Raw genomic sequence first — 16,676 nt, forward strand, 5'->3', positions numbered from 1 at the left:
GCGGCGACCGTCATGGCGATCAGCATGATCAGGAAGGTGCCGGCGAACAGCGGCACGGCGCCGAACGCGCCCTTGGCCGCCACCTGGTCGGCGCGCATGGCGATCTGCGGGTCCCAGGTGGTCCCGAACAGGAAGTCGATCGGCGAGACCGACTGGAAGAAGCGCAGGCTTTCGTAGGCCAGGGAGGCGACGATGCCGACCGTGGTCAGGACGGCGACCACCGAGCAGAGAACCAGCAGGCCGGCGGTCCAGCCCTCGACGCGGTTGCGGGCCCGGAAGTCCGGGCTCAGGCGACGGAGGGCGAGGAACGCGCCGCCGACCGCCAGCACCGTCGCCAGCGCCAGCGCGCCGAGGCGCAGGACCTGACCGAGGGCCTGGCCCTTGCCGGCAGTGTCGTCGAGGGCGGCCTGGACCGCGGGCTCGTAGATGATCTCGCTGCGCCTGGCCCCGTGGGCCAGCGCCTGGGCGTCGTTGAAGAACACCTGCTGCTGGGGGCCGCTAAGGCCGGCGATCGCGGCCGGCGGATCGGCGCGGACGATGGCCTGTTCGATCCCGCCGCCGGCGGCGGTGTAGAGCATGAGCACGAGAAGAGCGGGCGCCGCGGCCCAGAGCGCCACATAGGCGCCGTGGTAGCCGGGGCGCGAATGGGGGCGCGGCCCGGCGGGGCCGGACGCCAGGACCCGCCGGCGGCCGAGCACATAGGCGGCCGCAGAGAAGAGGACGAGCGCGAGGAACGCGGCCCAGATCAGCATCGAGGGTCCCGAAATCCGCCCGGGCGCACCGCCCGCCTGACGGGCCTCCGTATGCTACAGTCCTATGACGGTTTCGCGACAGCGGCGGGCCCGCGCCGCGCGACCTCCTCCGGCTGCGGGAACCAGGCGAAGAAGGTGGCGCCCTGCCCCACGGCGCTTTCGACCGAGAGCCCGCCGCGATGGCGCCGGGCGATGTGCTTGACGATGGCGAGGCCAAGGCCGGTGCCGGAGCGCTCGCCGCTCTTCTGGCCCTCGACGCGGTAGAATCGCTCGGTGAGGCGCGGCAGGTTCTCGCGGGCGATGCCCTCGCCGCCGTCGCTGACCTGGAGGCCGGCGTAGGGGCCGTGCGGGTCGTCGGGGGTCAGCAGCGATATGCGGTTGAGGCCGGGCCGGCCGGTGGCGCCCGCCGCCTCGCTGGACAGGCCCCCGGCGGCGGCGATCCGCACGCGGCCGCCGGCGCGGGAATATTTCAGGGCGTTGTCGACGAGGTTCTGGACGACCTGGACGATCTGATCGCGGTCGCCGACCACCGGCAGCGGCCCTTCCGGCAGTTCCGGATCGAGGGCGACCCCCTTCTCCCGGGCCATGGGCTGGGCGGCGTCGATGACGTCGAGGACGACGCCGGAGAGATCGATCCGGTCCGCCGGGGCGATGTGCTCGTTGAGCTCGATCCGCGACAGGGACAGCAGGTCGTCGATCAAGCGGCGCATGCGGTCGGCCTGAGCCTGCATGATGCCGAGAAACTTCTCCCGCGCCCCGGCGTCGTCGCGGGCGTGGCCGCGCAGGGTCTCGATGAACCCCGACATCGAGGCGAGCGGCGTGCGCAGCTCGTGGCTGGCGTTGGCCAGGAAGTCGACGCGGGTGCGCTCCAGCCGGTGGAACTCGGTCTCGTCGCGGAACACCAGGACCGCAAGCCGGCGGCCGTTCAACGCCAGGCCGAGCGGGCGGGCGTGGGCGCGCAGGATCTGGGCCTGGGCGCCGCCGGTGTCGTGCATCGCCTCGGCGTCGCGGCCGCGATAGAGCGCCTCCTCCGCAGCGGCCAGGACGCCGGGATCGCGGGTGGCGCTGACCAGCAGTCCTTCGGACCGTGTGATGCGCAGCAGATGTCGGGCGGCGGCGTTGGCGAAGATGTAGCGGCGGCTGGTCAGGTCGTCGGCCTCGCCGGCCGAGATCACCAGGATCGGGTCCGGCAGCGCGTTGATCAGCGTCGGATAGGGCGGCGCGTCGTCCATCTGTTCGGCCGAGGCGCGGATCAGGGCCTGGAACCGGGCCTCGGCCGAACGACGAGCGGTGGCCAGTCCGAAGGCGGTGGCGCCGACCACCACCGCCGAGGCCCACAGCGCGTCGACCGCCGGCAGCCGGTCGAAAACAACCAGCAGGGCCAGGACGACGAGGCCGGCGCCGCCGGCCATGAAGGCGGGCGTGCGCGACGGCGGCTGGCGTTCCGGCGCCGGCTGGGGACTGGTCGAGGTGAACGGCAGGGCGAATCCTCCAGGGCCGATCCTTCAGCATGGACAAGCATATGTCATCGGCGTGACATGGCCGCGGAACAAACCTTGGCCATTGTCGTTGGTGGCCGGATGCGGGGCGCCCGGACGATGGACAGGCTCGACGACGACGACGATGTCCGGGCCGGCCTCGAAGCGGCGCTGGCGGCCAAGACGCGCCTGCTGCAGGAAATCGACCACCGCACGAAAAACAACCTGCAACTGATCTCCTCGCTGCTGCTGCTGCAGAGCCGGCGGACGCCGGATCCGGGCACGCGGGCGGCGCTGCGCGGCATGCTCGAGCGGGTGGGCGCGATCGCCCAGGTGCATCGGCGGCTGTTCCAGGGCGGCGAGGCGCAACGCTTCGAACTTGCCGAGTTCCTGCGCGACCTGGCGGCGGAGCTGGCGGTGGCCTGCCGCCGCGACGACGTGGAGATGCGCCTGAGCCTCGATCCCGTCGAGGTCCCGGCCTCGCAGGCCGCGCCGCTGGCGCTGGTCGCCAACGAGCTGATCTCCAATGCCTGCCGCCATGCCTATCCGGAAGGGACCGGCGGCGTGGTGGCCATCGAGCTGCGGGGCGGGGCGGAGGGTTTCGAGCTGACCGTGAGCGACAACGGGGCGGGCATGCCACCGGGCGGCGAGCAGGCCGGGTTCGGGCTGACCGTGGCGCGGCTGCTGAGCCAGCAGTTGAAGGCGCAGCTTGCGATCGAGGCGGCCGACCCTGGCGTGCGCGCCCGCCTGACAGTTCCGGAGACGGCTTGAGATGGAGCACATGGCCGACATCGTCGGCGGCGGGGCGGCGATCTGTTCGATGGCCAGCTTCACGCCGCAGATCGCCAAGATCTGGCGCGAGAAGGACGCCTCGTCGATCTCGCTGCGGATGTTCGCCCTGACGGTGACCGGTTTCATCCTTTGGACCGCCTACGGCGTGCTGACCACCAGCTGGCCGGTGATCGGGGCCAACGCGGTGTGTCTGGTGCTGTCGGCGACCATCCTCGCCCTGAAGTGGCGGTTCAGCCGGCGGACCTAGCCAGACGTAGCCACGCGCCTTATCCCTCGACCCTCGTGCGAGGCGAGGTGATTTCCGGATGAGCGACAGGCTGGCGCTGGCCGAAGCGGCCCTGAAGACCGGGCGCAGGGCCGAGGCCATCGCCCACATCCTGGCCGCGCTGGGTGAGAACCCGGAGCGGCCGGTCGGCGTCTATCGGGCCCTGCTGCTGCAGCTCTACCGCGAGAACCGCTTCGCCGAGGGCGAGGACTGGGCCGAGCGGGCCGTGGCCCGCCATCCGCGCGACTTCGAGCTGTGGAACATGCGCGGGGTCATCCTGCGCCAGCTGCGGCGCTATCCCGAGGCGGTGGCGGCGCTGGACCAAGCGATCAAGATCCAGCCCAGCCATCCGTCGCCGGCGATCAACAAGGCCAACGTCCTGATGGACATGGGCGAGTACGCCCGGGCCGAGGGCCTGCTGGCCAAGCTGGTGCGGCACGCGCCGAAGGACGCCGAGCTGCAGCGGCAGTACGGCCGGTCCCTGATGCGCCAGGGCAAGCGCGAGCCGGCCCGCGCCCGCCTGCGCCAGGCGGTGGCGCTGAACAAGGGCCTGGTCGAGGCCTGGATGGACCTCACCGGCCTGTTCAACGAGGAGCACAAGAACGCCGAGGCGGAGGCCACCCTCGACAAGGCGCTGGCCGCCAATCCGGACCATCCGCGGCTGCTGGAGGCCCGGGCGCTGCTGATGCGGCGGGCCGGCGAGGCGCGGCGGGCCGAGGCCTATCTGCGCGAGCTCCTGCCGCGTCATCCGAACGCCGCCTGGCTGCACTATCAGCTCGGCGCGACGCTGTCGGACTACGACCGGGAGGCGGGCAACGTGCACCTGCGCCGGGCCGTCGAGCTGGCGCCGGAGAAGGTCGAATACCGGTTGTCGCTGATCGAGAGCCTGGAGCGCACGCGCAGCGGCGACGAGGCGGCGAACATCGAGGAGGCCTATCAGCTGACCCGGGCGGCGATGCCGCAGCGTGCGGAGTTCGGCCCGTCGGGCACGAAGATCGCCAACGAGGTGCTGATCCGCGTCTGCGCCTACGACGAGATCGACGCCCTCGGCTCGTTCAGGGACCTGGGCCGCGAGTGGGCGGAGAGCGGGCGGCACACGGCGTTGCTGAAGCAGCTGGCGCGGGTGAAGTCGCACGAGGACCGGGTGGAACTGCTGGAGCAGCACCGCATCTGGGGGCGACGCGAGGAAGCCTCGGCGGCGTTGCGGCCGGTGAGACGGCCGCCCGCGCGGGCGGCCGGCGGCAAGATCCGGCTCGGCTTCATGTCCTCGGACCTGCGCCAGCATCCGGTGGCCTATTTCGCCCTGCCGCTGTTCGAGCACCTGGACCCGCGCTTCGAGGTGTTCTGCTACTCGTTCTACCAGGGCCAGGAAGATCCGCTGCAGCGGTACATCACCGAACGGGTCAGCGCCTATCGCTGGCGGCCGGACATCTCGGCTCCCGACGCCGCGCAGATGATCGCCGACGACGACCTCGACATGCTGATCGAGCTCGGCGGCTCGACCTATATGAACAAGCTCGAGGTCATGGCTTACAAGCCCGCCCGCAAGCAGGCGAGCTGGCTAGGCTATCCGCACTCGGCAGGGCTCTCGACGATCGACTACTTCGTCTGCGACCCGTACTCGCGGCCGGAGCAGACGGACCTGATCCTAGAGCAGCCGCTGACCATGCCGCACACCTGGCTGGCGCTCGGCCGGGCGGTGTTCTCCGACCATCATCCGCTCGCCGAGCAGTTGCCGGAAGAGCGCAACGGTTTCATCACCTTCGGCACGGCGAACAACCCGCACAAGTACAGCCGCGAGGTGTTGCGGGCCTGGGCGCGGGTGGTGGCGGCGGTCCCGGGCTCGCGCTTCGCCTTCGTGCGGCCAGAAGGCGAAGGGGCGACGTTCCGCCGGAACATCCTGGCGCAGTTCGCCCTGGAAGGGGTCGGCGAGGACCGGGTGATCTTCCACACCGTCCGCGGCAAGCACATGCCGTTCTACAACGAGATCGACATCACCCTGGACCCCTTCCCGCTGACCGGCGGCACGACGACGACGGAGTCGCTGTGGATGGGCGTGCCGCTGGTGACCCTGGTCGGCGAGGCGTTCTTCGAGCGGCTGAGCTATTCGATTCTGTCGAACGCCGGGCTGGGCGATCTGTGCGCGCGCGACCTCGAGCAATACCAGGCGCTGGCGTTGAAACTGGCCGGCGACCGCGAGCGGCGGCGCGCCCTGCGCCGCGACCTGCGGGAGATGGTCCGGCAGAGCCCCCTCGGCCAGACCGAGGCGTGGGCGAAGGACTTCTACGACATGGTGGCCCGGGTGGTGTGAGGTCCCTCTCCTCTATCCTCTCCCTCTCTTCGCTGCGCTCGGGAGAGAGGAGGGTTTCTACAGACGAAAATACTCGCCGAGCAGGTCGTCCGGGCGCGGCCGGTACACCAGCCCCTCCGGCCCGCGGAAGGCCATCCGTCCCGCCGGAACGCGGGCGTTGATCACGCTGGTCCCCTGGCTGATCACCGCATCGGCCTCGACGACGGCGCGACCGATGACGGCGCTGTTGGGATAGAGGATCACGCGGTCGCCGATGACCGGAATCTGGTCCTTGTGCCGGCCGACCGTGGAGTTCTGGTAGAGCACGAGGTGCTCGCCATAGGTCGCCTTGGCCAGCACGATGCCGACGCTGTGGCCGATGTAGAAGCGGCTCGGCATGGCGATCTCGTAGAAGAGGTCGATGCCGTTGAAGGCCTTGTTCACAAGGAAGAGGCGGGTCGGAGCGGCGGTCTCGCCCGAGCGCCGCCAGATGGTGTTGGCGAGGTAGTAGAGGAAGATCGTGTGCTGCGAGGATTGCAGCACGTTGAACTGGTCCGGCCGCCAGGGCGCGCAGGCGTTGATGCAGACGTGCAGGCGCTCCAGCGCTTCATCGAGATGGGCGTCGCAGGCGGCGCGGAAGGCGGCGTCCTTGCCGTCCGGCACGACGTGGGCGCACTGGCGGGCGACGTAGTCCAGCAGGCTTTCGCGGCTGTGGTCGACCAGCTTCACGTGAGGCTCTCCAGATAGGCGCAGACGACGTCGCGGACCGGGCGCGGCCGGACGCCGAGGCTGGCCAGCTTTGCGACGCTGGCGTTGGGCGGCCGCGGGGGGTCGGCGTCGCCGGAGAAGTCGACCTGCCAGCCGGCGGCGCGGAAGACCTCGGCGATCCCGGCGTTGGAGGTGAGCTCGCCTGACGCCACGTTGACGATCCCGGCCGGCTCGCCTCGCGCCAGAGCGACGAGGGCGTCGACGACGTCGTCCAGGTGGATGTAGTCGCGGCGGATGTGCGGGCTGGAGGCGAGATGGAGGGCCCGCTCCGCGCGGGCCTGGATCAGCCATTCGGACAGGAAGCCTGGGGCCCCCTCCGTCCAGTCGAAGACGTTGGACAGCCGGGCGACGGCGCCCCTGCCGCCGGTGCGGGCCAGGGTCAGGTTCTCGCCCAGCGCCTTGGAGAGGTCGTAGACCCGGCGGGGGTCGGCGGGGGCGAAGACCAGCGGCTCGTCCTCGTCGACCTCGGCCTTGGGCAGACCGTCGTAAAGGCGGGTCGAGGACAGATAGACCAACCGCGCGAAGCGGTCGGCGCGAATGATCTGCGAGACCAGGCTGGCGTGGGCCTCCACCGTGTCGAACGGGCGGCGGTCGTAATCGGCGGTGAGGCCGGCGCAGTAGAAGACGGTCCCGAGGTCGCGGGTCAGGAGGTCGGGGTCGCCCTTGGCCGGGGCGTAGACGTCCCAGCCGTCGGCGACGAGGCGGGCGTTCAGGCGCTGGCCGACGAAACCCGCCGCGCCGACGATCGTCGCCGCGCGCCCCATGGCCTCACAGGCCCCCGACCGGATGGTGCAGCGCCGGGTCCTTGTGGCGCAGGTATTTCGGGCTGACGTCGCGGACGATCGCGTAGCCCGGCCCCTCGAACACCGAAGCGTCCTTGACCGCCACCATGTTGAAGCCGTGCGGCGGGCCGTCGAGGTAAACGGCGTCGGCGGGGATCAGCTCGACGGGCTTGCCGGCCAGGTCGTAGTTGGAATTGAAGTCGCGAAGGGCGAACAGGGTGTAGCCGTGGCCGGTCAGCAGCCGGGCGATGTCGGTGTCGAGCAAACCGTTCGTCCAGTCGACATAGTGGCGGTGGACCTCGAACAGGATGTCCGGCGCCTCGCCGGCCGGGCGGGCCAGGAAGGGTTCTGCGCCGCGCAGGGCGCCGAGTTCGGCGCCCTCGATGTCGAGGACGATCAGGTCGAGGCGGCCCACGCCGGCGGCCTGGAGGTAGTCGGCGATGGTGACGGTGCGGAAGGCGTCGCCCTCCCCATCCTCGGCCGCCTCGGCGCTGGCGAAGCTGTCGTAGCCGACCAGCTTCAGGTTGGTGGTGCTGTCGTGCCAGAGGCCCTCGGGCCGGGCGACGATGTTGGTCAGGCCGTTGAGCCCGGCGTTGCGGGTTAGCATGGCGCGCTGCTGGCTGTTTGGCTCGAAGGCGTGGACGGTCCCGCCACGCTTCGCCACCTCGCGGGCGATCAGCACCGCATGGTCGCCGAAGTAGGCGCCGCCGATCACCACCTGCTCGGCCCGACGGGCGAGATCGACGAGGATGCGGCTGGTCTGCGGCTCCCAGGCGTGGTCGGGGGCCTCGGGCGTCGACATCACGAAATCGCGGGCGATCTTCGAGCGGTAGAGGAACTCGAAGGTGACGCCGTTGGAAAGCGTCTTGCGGACCACCTGGTCGTCATCGAACAGGGCGTCGACCAGCGGGCCGGTCAGCTCCTCGCGAACGTCGACGCCGGGAGCCTGGATCTGCCCCTCGAAGGCCACGAGCTGGCGGATGAGCGCGGCGCGCCATTCGTCCGTTCCGGCGATGCGCGAGAGGGCCTGGAGCGCCTTTTCCTGAGACATGGTCATCCTTGGCAGTTTCTAGGCCCGGTAGTCCGGGTAGGCCGCGTCGCGCTCGGAGATGAGCTGAGGGACGGCGGGCCAGTCGATGGCGAACACGGGATCGTCCCAGCGCACGCCGGCCTCGTGACCAGGCCGGTAGGCGGGGCTGATCTGGTAGAGCACGTCGCAGTCCGGCTCCAGAGTAAGGAAGCCGTGGGCGACGCCTTCGGGGATGAGGACGGCGCGCAGGTTGTCGGCCGAAAGTTCGACGGCGGTCCAGCGGCGATGGGTCGGACTGTCCGGGCGCAGGTCGACGGCGACGTCGAAGATCCGGCCACGGACCGCGCGAACCAGCTTCACCTCCGCATTGGGCGGGGGCTGATGGTGCAGGCCGCGCAGGGTTCCGGCGCGCGGATTGCGCGACAGGCTGGTCTGGGCGGGCGCGAACGGGTGTCCGGCGGCGGCGAACTCCTCCGGGCAGTGCAGGCGGGCGAAGGCCCCGCGGGCGTCCTCGCGGCGATCGGCGTCGACCACCACCACCCCAGGGATGTCCGTCGCCGAGAACCGCATCAGGGCAGGATCTCGGTGCGCGGCGAGGCGGTGACGAAGCGGCCGCCCCAGTCGCGGACATAGGCCAGCTGTCCCATGATCTCGTCCTTGAGGTTCCAGGGCAGGATCAGGACGTAGTCGGGGCGGACCTCGGCGACCTTCTCGGGCGAGAGGATCGGCACGTGACTGCCGGGCAGGTAGCGGCCCTGCTTGGCAGGATTGGCGTCGAAGGCGGCGACGATGTCGTCCGCCGTGGCGCCGCAGTAGTTGAGGAAGGTGTTGCCCTTGGCGGCCGCGCCGTAGGCGGCGATGCGTTTGCCCTCGGACCTGGCCTGGGCGAGGAAGGCGCGGAAGCTGTCGCGGACGGCTTCGACGCGGGGCGTATAGCCGTCGTAGCCCTCCAGCCGGTCAAGGCGCGCGGCGTGCTCGCGGGCCCGCAGCGCATGCAGGGCCTCGGTTTCCTCATGGCCCGAGCCGGCGTGGCAGACGAACAGGCGCAGGGAGCCGCCGTGGGTCGGCAGCAGCTCGACGTCGAAGGGCCGCAGGCCGTGGGCGATCAGCACCCGCTCCACCGCCACCAGCGACAGGTAGGAATAATGCTCGTGGTAGATCGTATCGAACTGAACCTGTTCGATGAGGTTCAGCAGGTGCGGGAATTCGAAGGTCAGGACGCCGTCGTCCTTCAGCATGTGGCGGAAGCCGGCGACGAACTCGCCGATGCGCGGCACGTGGGCGAGGACGTTGTTGGCGGCCATCAGGTCGGCGCGGCCGTAGCGGGCGGCAAGGTCGGGGGCGGTGTCGGCGTTGAAGAACGCCACCTCGGTGCGGACGCCGCGGGCCCTGGCCGCCTCGGCCGTGTTGGCGGTCGGCTCGACCCCGAGGACAGGGATGTCCATGGCCAGGAAGTGCTGCAGCAGGTAGCCGTCGTTGCTGGCCACCTCGACGACCAGAGACTCCGGCCCGAGGTCGAGCCGCGTCGCCATGGCCTCGGCGTAGCGCTTGGCGTGCGCCACCCAGCTCGGCGAGTAGGACGAGAAGTAGGCATAGTCGGCGTCGAAGATCGCCTCCGGCGGGACGGCGTCGTCGACCTGCACCAGGAAGCAGTCGCCGCAGACCCGCGCGTGCAGCGGCCAGGCCTGCTCGCCACCCGCCTCAAGCTGTTCGCAGGTCAGGTTCGAGTTGGCCAGCGGCTGGCGGCCGAGGTCGAGGACGGTGTGCTCGAGCGGGGCGCCGCAGAAACGGCAGGGCGGCGGGGTGGTCATGCGCTGGCTTCGTAGCCGTCGATCTGTTCGAGGCAAAGGGCGCGGGCGTCCTCCCCGGCCGCCTGGCGGCGATACCAGTCCATGGTCAGGCGCACAGCCAGCGGGGCGTCGAGGCGGCTTTCGAAGCCGAGCGTCCGGCGGGCGAGGCCGGCGTCGATGGCCAGGGACCTGGCCTCGATGGAATCCGGGTCAGGCTCGTGGATCCAGGGCCTGGCGCCGAGCGCCTCGACGCCGAGGGTGGCGAGTTCGCCCACCGTCACATCGGGACCGCCGGGACGCGGGCCGAAGTTGAGGGCGCGGGGGGTCGCGGGGCGGGTCGCCAGCGCCTGGGCGTGGACGAGGTAGCCGGCGACGCAGTCGAGCACATGCTGCCACGGCCGCGTCGCCTCCGGATGGCGCAGGACGACCGGCTCGCCGGCGCGCGCGGCGCGGACGATGTCGGCGACGAGACGGTCGCGGGAGAAGTCGCCGCCGCCGATGACGTTGCCGCCCCGAGCCGTCGCGACCGGGACGCCGGCCTTGTCGAAATAGCTGCGGGCGAAGCTGGCCGCGACGATCTCCGTCGCGGCCTTGGAGGCCGAATAGGGATCCTTGCCGCCCAGCGCGTCGGCCTCGGAGAAGGCGCGGCCGGTCTCGGCATTGGCGTAGACCTTGTCGGAGGTGACGACGAGCACGGCCGTAAGGGTCCCGATCTGGCGGCGCAGGGCCTGGAGCAGGTGCGCTGTCCCCATGACGTTGCTGGCCAGCGTCATCACCGGGTCGGCGATGGCGGTGCGGACGATCGGCTGGGCGGCGAGGTGCAGGACGACCTCGGCTTCGTCGCCGGCCAGGGCGGCGTCGACGGCGGCGGCGTCGCGCAGATCGACGATGCGGCTGTCGATCAGCTCGCCGACGCCGGCCAGGTTGAACAGGGCCGGGTCCTGGTCGGGATCGAGGGCGAGGCCGGTGACCCGTGCGCCCATCCGCGCCAGCCAGAGCGCCGCCCAGGCGCCCTTGAACCCGGTGTGGCCGGTCAGCAGGACGCGCCGGCCGGCCCAGAAGGCGGGATCGACCCTCATCGCTTCCCCGGTCATCGTTTCCAGGGCGCCTCGCCCGACGCCCAGAGGCCCTCGAGGATGTTCTTGTCGCGCAAGGTATCCATCGGGGCCCAGAAGCCGGTGTGGCGGTGAGCCATCAGCTGGCCGTCCGCCGCGAGGCCGGTCAGGGGCTCCTGCTCCCAGACGGTGGCGTCGCCGGCGATGCGATCGACGACCTCCGGCTGCAACACGAAGAAGCCGCCGTTGATCAGGCCGTTGTCGCCCGGCGGCTTTTCGACGAACCGCTGGACCTGACCGTCCTGGATGTCGAGGGCGCCGTAGCGGCCGGGCGGGACGACGGCGGTGACCGTGGCCGCCCTGCCGTGGGCGCGGTGGAAATCGGCCAGGGCTTTCAGGTCGAGGTCGGCGACGCCGTCGCCGTAGGTGAGGAAGAACGGCGCGCCGGCGGGAAGGTAGGGCGCGACCCGCTTGAGCCGGCCGCCGGTCATCGTTTCCTCGCCGGTGTCGACGAGGGTGACGCGCCAGGGTTCGTGATGGGTGGAGTGGTACTCAATCGACCCCTTGGCCAGGTCGACGGTCAGGTCGGCGTTATGCAGGACATAGTTGGCGAAGTACTCCTTCACCACATAGCCCTTGTACCCAAGGCAGACGACGAAGTCGTTGAAGCCGTAGTGCGAAAACAGCCGCATGATGTGCCAGAGGATCGGCCGGCCGCCGATCTCGATCATCGGCTTGGGCTTGAGGTGGCTTTCCTCGGAGATCCGCGTTCCGAGGCCGCCCGCCAGGATCACCGTCTTCATCCGACCTATCGTCCGCCCCAGTTGGATTCGCCCGTCACCGTCTTAAACGGCGGGGCCGACGCGCGAAAGGCTTGCCGGGTGGGGCGCGGCGGGGGATGGAGATGCATGGCCAAGGTCGCCCCGCGCGTCAGCTTCATCATCGCCGGGGTGCAGAAGGGCGGCACGACCGCGCTGTTCGACTATCTGGCCGAGCCGGGGGTGGCGCTGTCGACGGTGAAGGAGGTCCACTTCTTCGACGACGAGAGCCAGAACTGGGGCGCGCCGGATTACGACGCCTATCACGCCCGCTTCGGCCCGCCGGACGGGCGGCCGTGCGGCGAGGCGACGCCGATCTACGTCTACTGGCCGGGCAGCCTGGAGCGCATTGCGGCCTACAACCCGGCCATGCGGCTGATCGTGCTGCTGCGTGATCCGGTGGCGCGGGCCTGGTCGCACTGGAAGATGGAGTATGCGCGCGGGGCGGAGACGGAGCGGTTCGCCTGGTGCATCCGCGAGGGTCGGCAGCGGCTGTTCGACGCCCGGCCGTGGGGCCATCATCGGGAGTTCTCCTACGTCGAGCGGGGGTTCTATGGCGAGCAGATGGCGCGGCTTCTGGCGCTGTTTCCGCGCGAGCAGGTGCTGGTGCTGACGTCGGACGCGCTGCGCGAGGATCCCGGGGCGGCGCTGGCGAAGGTCCGGGCCCACATCGGCGCGCCGATCGGACCGGCGCCGGCCCGCCGAGAGGTGCACGTCGGCCGGCAAATGGACTACCCCTCAGAGCTAACGGCCGAGGACGTGGCGTTCCTGCGGCGGATCTATGCGACGGACCAGGCGCGGCTGCGGGACCTGGTGGGGTTTTCGTTTGGATAGGCCATATTTTTGGCGGCAGATCCGGCCAATCACGGTGCGAGACCAGAAGGACCGCGACATGCGCCACCTCCCGATCGCTCTCTCCGTCGCGGTGGCGGCGTGTTCCCAGGAGCCGGCCCCGGCGAAGGCGCAGAGCGCGCCGGCCCAGGCGGTCCAGCCGATCGCGTCCGGGGCGGCGGGCCCGCAGCTGTCGCTGCCGCTGGCCTGCACCATCGGCGTCGACTGCGAGGTGCAGAGCTACCAGGACGCCGATCCGGGGCCGGCGGTGCAGGACTATCGATGCGGCCGGCGGACCTATGCCGAGCACGGCGGCATCGATTTCCGCATTCCGGACATGGCGGCCCAGCGGCGGGGCGTCGACGTCCTGGCCGTGGCCGCCGGGCGGGTGGCGCGGCTGCGCGACGGCGTTCAGGACATCTCGATCCGCGACCCGGCGGCGCCGCCCCTCGCCGGCCAGGACTGCGGCAACGGCGTGGTCATCGACCACGGCGGCGGATGGGAGACGCAGGTCTGCCACGTGGCGCGCGGCAGCGTGCGGGTGAAGGTCGGCGACCAGGTGACGACCGGCCAGCCGATCGCCAAGGTCGGCCTTTCCGGCAACACCGAGTTCGCGCACGTTCACCTGAGCGTGCGGCGCGACGGCCAGCGGGTGGACCCGTTCGCGCCGCAGCCGCGCGCGCCCGGCGCGTGCGCGCCGCAGCCGACGTTGTGGGCGCCGGCGGTGGCGCGCCAGCTGGGCTACAAGGCGGGTGCGATCCTCAACGCCGGGTTTGCGGCCGGGCCGGTGCAGGCGGCCGATGTCGAGGCCGGCGGGATCGCGAGGCCAACCGCCGCGGCGCCCTATTTCGTCGCCTATGCGCGGGCCATCGGCCTGGAGGGCGGCGACGAGCTGGAGCTGTCGCTGACGGCGCCGGACGGAGCGGTCCTGGCCACCAATCGCAGCAAGCCGATGGACCGCGACAAGGCGCAATACTTCGCCTTCGTCGGGAAGAAGCAGCCGGCCGGCGGCTGGCCGGCCGGGCGCTATTCGGCGGTCACCCGCATCCACCGGGCCGGCAAGGTCGCGGCCGAGCGGCGGTTCGAGATGGCGCTCTAGGCCAGGGGCTTGATGAACAGGCCCTGGCCGGTCGGGAGGGCGAGGATCTCAAGCCCGCGGGCGGCGAACCATTCGACCTCGGCCTTGCGCTGGGCGCCGGCGACGTCCCAGGCGAAGTCGTCGAAGACGATGACGCCGCCGGGGACGATGCGGTCGTAGAGAGCGTCGAGGGCGGCGATCTCGGCCTGGGAGTTGTTCAGGTCGACGTGCAGGAAAGCGATCCGGTCAGGGCAGACGTCGGACAGGATCTCCGGCACCCGGCCCTGCGTGACCCGGATGTTCGGATAGGGCGCGAAGCGGGCGACCACCTCGTCGTAGGAGAAGGTGTTCTTGTAGGCCCGGCGGTTGGCGTCGGCCCACCCGGCGTCGAGTTGGTCGTCCGGCACGCCGTCGAAGGTGTCGTAGAGGAACCAGTTTTTGGCCCAGTCCTGGAAGCCGAGGTATTCGGCGCAGAACAGGGTGGTGTGGCCCTTGAAGACGCCGAGCTCGACGAAGTCGCCGTCGAGCGCCTGAGCACGTTTGACGGCCCACAGCACGACGCTGAGGTTCCAGTGCAGGCCGGCGACGGGGATCAGTTCGCCGTGGCGCTCGGCGAGGTCGAGGAACCGCTCGTCCTCCATGAAGGGGGCGACCTTCATCCAGGTGGCGAGGCCGTCGCCGACGAAGACGTTGGTCGTGTTGGGCTCCAGCAGGCGCAGCAGGTCATAGAGCCAAGGCGTCCGCGGCGAGACCCGCTGAATCAGCAGCAGACGGCGGCGGATGTAGCGCCGCTCCTGGCCGTTGGCCCGGGCGATCACCGAGCGAAAGATGTTCCGCGCCAGGACGTAGAACTTCTCCCGCATCAGGCCCTCGGCCATCGCCACCCCCTGGGGGACGCTGAGATCGCGGAATGTCAGGTCGGCCACGGGGCGGGCTCCAGCTGCAGGGTCTTCAGATCAAAAGACGGAACGTTAACCCGGACGTGATCAGGGATTCGCTTCCGTCCGGCAAAGCTTTGGTCTAGAAAGGCCTGTCAGCTCAACTCTCCAGTGGGCTGTGTCGCTTTGGCCGGGCGGCGGGTTTCGGGACCCGCCGCCCGGCCGTTGCGTTTTCAGGGCCATGGCTTGGCTCTGCGCCGTCATCCGCCGGCCGGCGGATGGATCGTCAGCACCCCATAGCGCGCCATCCAGATCAGGCCGCGGCTGACCGTCAGGCGCCGTGGCTGGGGCACGATCGCCAGCAGCAGGTCACGCAGGGTCGCCTCGCCGCGCCCCGCCAACCAGACGATGACGGCGCCTATCTCTTCCTGGGTCGGGCGCTGGAAGGCGGCGTAGGCGGTCAGCGGGCCGTTCAGCAGTTCCAGTGCGGCGGCGGTGTCCATACCGGGCGCCAGGGCGATGCGGCTGTCGGCGGTCAGGTGGTGGGTGGGGTAGGACTTGAAGAGGCGGAAGGGGTCCGGCCGCATCGGGTTGTCATGCTGCGGCGGGACCGGCGCGGCGGCGGCGCGGCGGGCGTTCTGCTCGGCCCACAGGGCCTGGTACTGCGGGATGATCACCGACCAGTCGAACACCTCGCGGGCCCGGCGGTGGGCGCTCTCGCCCATCCGGCGACGCAGGTCCGGGTTGTCGACGAGGGTGGCGATGGCGGCGCCGGCGGCGTCGAGGTCCAGGGCGGTGAACTGGGCGGCGGCCCCGACGTAGTTGTCGTAGTTGAGCCAGGCGTTGTCGAACCAGTAGGCGAGGTCGCGGCCGGCGCCCGGCGCCGGCGCGATCGTCGGGATGCGGAAGCCGTCCTCGCCGTCGCGGACGGTGTCCTTGTAGCCGTTCCAGTCGGTGACGACGCAGGGCAGGCCGGCGGCCATGGCCTCGACCGGCGTGAGGCCGAAGGTCTCCTGGATGTTGTCCGAGAAGCTGACGAAGAGGTCGGCGACCGACCAGATCGAGAACCGGGTCTCGGCCGGGCGGCCGTCGACGCTGCGATAGAGGACGGAGGGGCAGAGGGCGGCGCTGTCGCGGTGGAACTGGGCCTCGACCTCCGGCGTCGGGCCCCAGCCGGAATTGACCCAGCAGATGGTCTTGCCGGTGCGCCGGGCGGCGCGTTCGAGCGCCAGGGCCATCAGGGCCGGGTTCATCTTGGCGCGGACGTTGAAGCGGCCGACGTAGAGAGCGACGACGGCGTCGTCGGGGATGTCGAGCTTCTCGCGCCAGGCCCGACGGTGCTCTTCGGTGGTGGCGAAGTCGTCGACGTTGACGCCGAGCGGGATGACGACGCGCATCGGCTCGGGCCGGCGGCGCGGGCCGAATTCGGCGGCGAGGTACTCGCGGACCATCTCGAGCTGGGTCTCGACGCCGTCATGGACGGCGTTGGAGGTGCAGATCAGGGCGTCGTGGTCCTGCGTCGGCGAGATAAGCAGGTCGGGGAGGATCCGCATGACGTTCGCGGTCGCGGTGGTGTGGGTGATCCCGCAGAGGGAGAAGGCCGCGCCCCCGTAGGGCCGGCGGCGCCAGGCCTCGGCCGGAAGGTCGGGGTGCGGCAGGTTGACGACGCCGGCTTCCTGCAGGGCGGTGCGGTCGCGCGAGCCGATCCAGCGGACCGGCTTGGCCAGCGGATGGATGCGGGCCAGCAGGGCGTCGAGCTCGGCCTGGGGTTTCCAGGCGGAATTCCACATGAAGAAGCGGTCGACGTCGGCGTGACGCAGGAAGCCGCGCAGGAAGCTCTCGCCGGCCGAATGCCGGCCGAGCAGTTCCTTGCCGGTGGTGTCGAACCCATTGGGGTGCAGGTAGATCGCCGCGTTGGCCATGTCCGGTCTTAACCGGCCATCGCGAAACCCAGCAAGCCGCGCAAAAGAAAAGGGCCGCCCCGAAGGGCGGCCCTCACCTTTGGCCGAAGCCGAAGGGTCTTAGACGATGTCGCCGAAGGCGAACCCGGCGGCGGTGACGCCGTCCAG

16 protein-coding genes are annotated in these 16,676 nt (G+C 70.7%); 5 read left to right on the forward strand and 11 right to left on the reverse strand.

Annotation, left to right across the window (positions count from 1 at the left end; all coding sequences use genetic code 11):
* Positions 1–752 (reverse strand): phosphate ABC transporter permease family protein (locus ACILRF_RS08265; protein WP_395671809.1); only part of this gene is annotated, 752 nt, incomplete at its 3' end.
* 62 nt (positions 753–814) lie between these two features.
* Positions 815–2,233: a sensor histidine kinase gene (locus ACILRF_RS08270; protein WP_395671824.1), complete on the reverse strand. Its 1,419-nt coding sequence runs from the start codon at positions 2,231–2,233 to the stop codon at positions 815–817.
* A 117-nt stretch (positions 2,234–2,350) separates the two neighbouring features.
* On the opposite strand from ACILRF_RS08270, the gene ACILRF_RS08275 reads away from it, so the two are divergent.
* From ACILRF_RS08275 to ACILRF_RS08285, 3 genes are read left to right on the forward strand one after another with little or no spacing between them, the layout of a single operon-like run.
* A complete protein-coding gene (locus ACILRF_RS08275; RefSeq protein ID WP_395671810.1) occupies positions 2,351–3,001 on the forward strand; it encodes a sensor histidine kinase in 651 nt (216 codons plus the stop codon).
* 10 nt (positions 3,002–3,011) lie between these two features.
* A complete protein-coding gene (locus tag ACILRF_RS08280; RefSeq protein WP_395671811.1) occupies positions 3,012–3,269 on the forward strand; it encodes a SemiSWEET family sugar transporter in 258 nt (85 codons plus the stop codon).
* A gap of 58 nt (positions 3,270–3,327) precedes the next feature.
* Positions 3,328–5,598 (forward strand): tetratricopeptide repeat protein, encoded by a 2,271-nt coding sequence (locus tag ACILRF_RS08285; protein WP_395671812.1) that lies wholly within the window; start codon positions 3,328–3,330, stop codon positions 5,596–5,598.
* 57 nt (positions 5,599–5,655) lie between these two features.
* Here ACILRF_RS08285 and ACILRF_RS08290 read toward each other — a convergent pair whose 3' ends face one another.
* Genes ACILRF_RS08290 through rfbF form a run of 7 tightly spaced genes read right to left on the reverse strand, consistent with a single transcriptional unit; the run spans position 5,656 to position 11,805 of the window.
* Complete coding sequence (locus ACILRF_RS08290; RefSeq protein WP_395671813.1) at positions 5,656–6,306, reverse strand: hypothetical protein; 651 nt, start codon at positions 6,304–6,306, stop codon at positions 5,656–5,658.
* Positions 6,303–7,109, reverse strand: a complete 807-nt coding sequence (locus tag ACILRF_RS08295; RefSeq protein WP_395671814.1) for an NAD-dependent epimerase/dehydratase family protein — start codon at positions 7,107–7,109, stop codon at positions 6,303–6,305. The genes ACILRF_RS08290 and ACILRF_RS08295 overlap by 4 nt, the downstream gene beginning before the upstream one ends.
* 4 nt (positions 7,110–7,113) lie before the next feature.
* On the reverse strand, positions 7,114–8,184 hold the full coding sequence (locus tag ACILRF_RS08300) for an FkbM family methyltransferase (RefSeq protein ID WP_395671815.1): 1,071 nt from the start codon (positions 8,182–8,184) through the stop codon (positions 7,114–7,116).
* A 12-nt stretch (positions 8,185–8,196) separates the two neighbouring features.
* Positions 8,197–8,727, reverse strand: a complete 531-nt coding sequence (locus ACILRF_RS08305; RefSeq protein WP_395671816.1) for a dTDP-4-dehydrorhamnose 3,5-epimerase family protein — start codon at positions 8,725–8,727, stop codon at positions 8,197–8,199.
* The gene (locus ACILRF_RS08310; RefSeq protein WP_395671817.1) at positions 8,727–9,968 is read right to left on the reverse strand and encodes a methyltransferase domain-containing protein; all 1,242 of its coding nucleotides are present in this window, start codon (positions 9,966–9,968) and stop codon (positions 8,727–8,729) included. The genes ACILRF_RS08305 and ACILRF_RS08310 overlap by 1 nt, the downstream gene beginning before the upstream one ends.
* Positions 9,965–11,026: a CDP-glucose 4,6-dehydratase gene (gene rfbG, locus ACILRF_RS08315; protein WP_395671818.1), complete on the reverse strand. Its 1,062-nt coding sequence runs from the start codon at positions 11,024–11,026 to the stop codon at positions 9,965–9,967. The genes ACILRF_RS08310 and rfbG overlap by 4 nt, the downstream gene beginning before the upstream one ends.
* Positions 11,027–11,037: 11 nt before the next feature.
* Positions 11,038–11,805, reverse strand: a complete 768-nt coding sequence (rfbF, locus tag ACILRF_RS08320) for a glucose-1-phosphate cytidylyltransferase (protein ID WP_395671819.1) — start codon at positions 11,803–11,805, stop codon at positions 11,038–11,040.
* 105 nt (positions 11,806–11,910) lie between these two features.
* Here rfbF and ACILRF_RS08325 point away from each other — a divergent pair, with 105 nt between their 5' ends.
* Together ACILRF_RS08325 and ACILRF_RS08330 are read left to right on the forward strand one after the other, a co-directional pair.
* A complete protein-coding gene (locus ACILRF_RS08325; protein ID WP_395671820.1) occupies positions 11,911–12,654 on the forward strand; it encodes a sulfotransferase domain-containing protein in 744 nt (247 codons plus the stop codon).
* A 58-nt stretch (positions 12,655–12,712) separates the two neighbouring features.
* On the forward strand, positions 12,713–13,750 hold the full coding sequence (locus ACILRF_RS08330) for a M23 family metallopeptidase (protein WP_395671821.1): 1,038 nt from the start codon (positions 12,713–12,715) through the stop codon (positions 13,748–13,750).
* Here the strand turns inward: ACILRF_RS08330 and ACILRF_RS08335 are convergent.
* Together ACILRF_RS08335 and ACILRF_RS08340 are read right to left on the reverse strand one after the other, a co-directional pair.
* Positions 13,747–14,655, reverse strand: a complete 909-nt coding sequence (locus ACILRF_RS08335; protein WP_395671822.1) for a TylF/MycF/NovP-related O-methyltransferase — start codon at positions 14,653–14,655, stop codon at positions 13,747–13,749. The two genes, ACILRF_RS08330 and ACILRF_RS08335, sit on opposite strands and share 4 nt — an antisense overlap.
* 212 nt (positions 14,656–14,867) lie before the next feature.
* The gene (locus tag ACILRF_RS08340; RefSeq protein ID WP_395671823.1) at positions 14,868–16,529 is read right to left on the reverse strand and encodes a glycosyltransferase family 4 protein; all 1,662 of its coding nucleotides are present in this window, start codon (positions 16,527–16,529) and stop codon (positions 14,868–14,870) included.
* Between the last annotated feature and the right edge of the window lie 147 nt (positions 16,530–16,676).

The organism is Phenylobacterium sp. (assembly GCF_044236515.1).
Classification (GTDB): Bacteria; Pseudomonadota; Alphaproteobacteria; order Caulobacterales; family Caulobacteraceae; genus Phenylobacterium.

Coding starts and splice junctions, on each gene's coding strand:
- ACILRF_RS08275 (WP_395671810.1), top strand. CDS start 2,351: ATGGACAGGCTCGACGACGACGACGATGTCCGGGCCGGCCTCGAAGCG.
- ACILRF_RS08300 (WP_395671815.1), bottom strand. CDS start 8,184: ATGACCATGTCTCAGGAAAAGGCGCTCCAGGCCCTCTCGCGCATCGCC.
- ACILRF_RS08280 (WP_395671811.1), top strand. CDS start 3,012: ATGGCCGACATCGTCGGCGGCGGGGCGGCGATCTGTTCGATGGCCAGC.
- ACILRF_RS08285 (WP_395671812.1), top strand. CDS start 3,328: ATGAGCGACAGGCTGGCGCTGGCCGAAGCGGCCCTGAAGACCGGGCGC.
- ACILRF_RS08325 (WP_395671820.1), top strand. CDS start 11,911: ATGGCCAAGGTCGCCCCGCGCGTCAGCTTCATCATCGCCGGGGTGCAG.
- ACILRF_RS08305 (WP_395671816.1), bottom strand. CDS start 8,727: ATGCGGTTCTCGGCGACGGACATCCCTGGGGTGGTGGTGGTCGACGCC.
- ACILRF_RS08340 (WP_395671823.1), bottom strand. CDS start 16,529: ATGGCCAACGCGGCGATCTACCTGCACCCCAATGGGTTCGACACCACC.
- ACILRF_RS08295 (WP_395671814.1), bottom strand. CDS start 7,109: ATGGGGCGCGCGGCGACGATCGTCGGCGCGGCGGGTTTCGTCGGCCAG.
- ACILRF_RS08330 (WP_395671821.1), top strand. CDS start 12,713: ATGCGCCACCTCCCGATCGCTCTCTCCGTCGCGGTGGCGGCGTGTTCC.
- rfbF (WP_395671819.1), bottom strand. CDS start 11,805: ATGAAGACGGTGATCCTGGCGGGCGGCCTCGGAACGCGGATCTCCGAG.
- rfbG (WP_395671818.1), bottom strand. CDS start 11,026: ATGAGGGTCGATCCCGCCTTCTGGGCCGGCCGGCGCGTCCTGCTGACC.
- ACILRF_RS08310 (WP_395671817.1), bottom strand. CDS start 9,968: ATGACCACCCCGCCGCCCTGCCGTTTCTGCGGCGCCCCGCTCGAGCAC.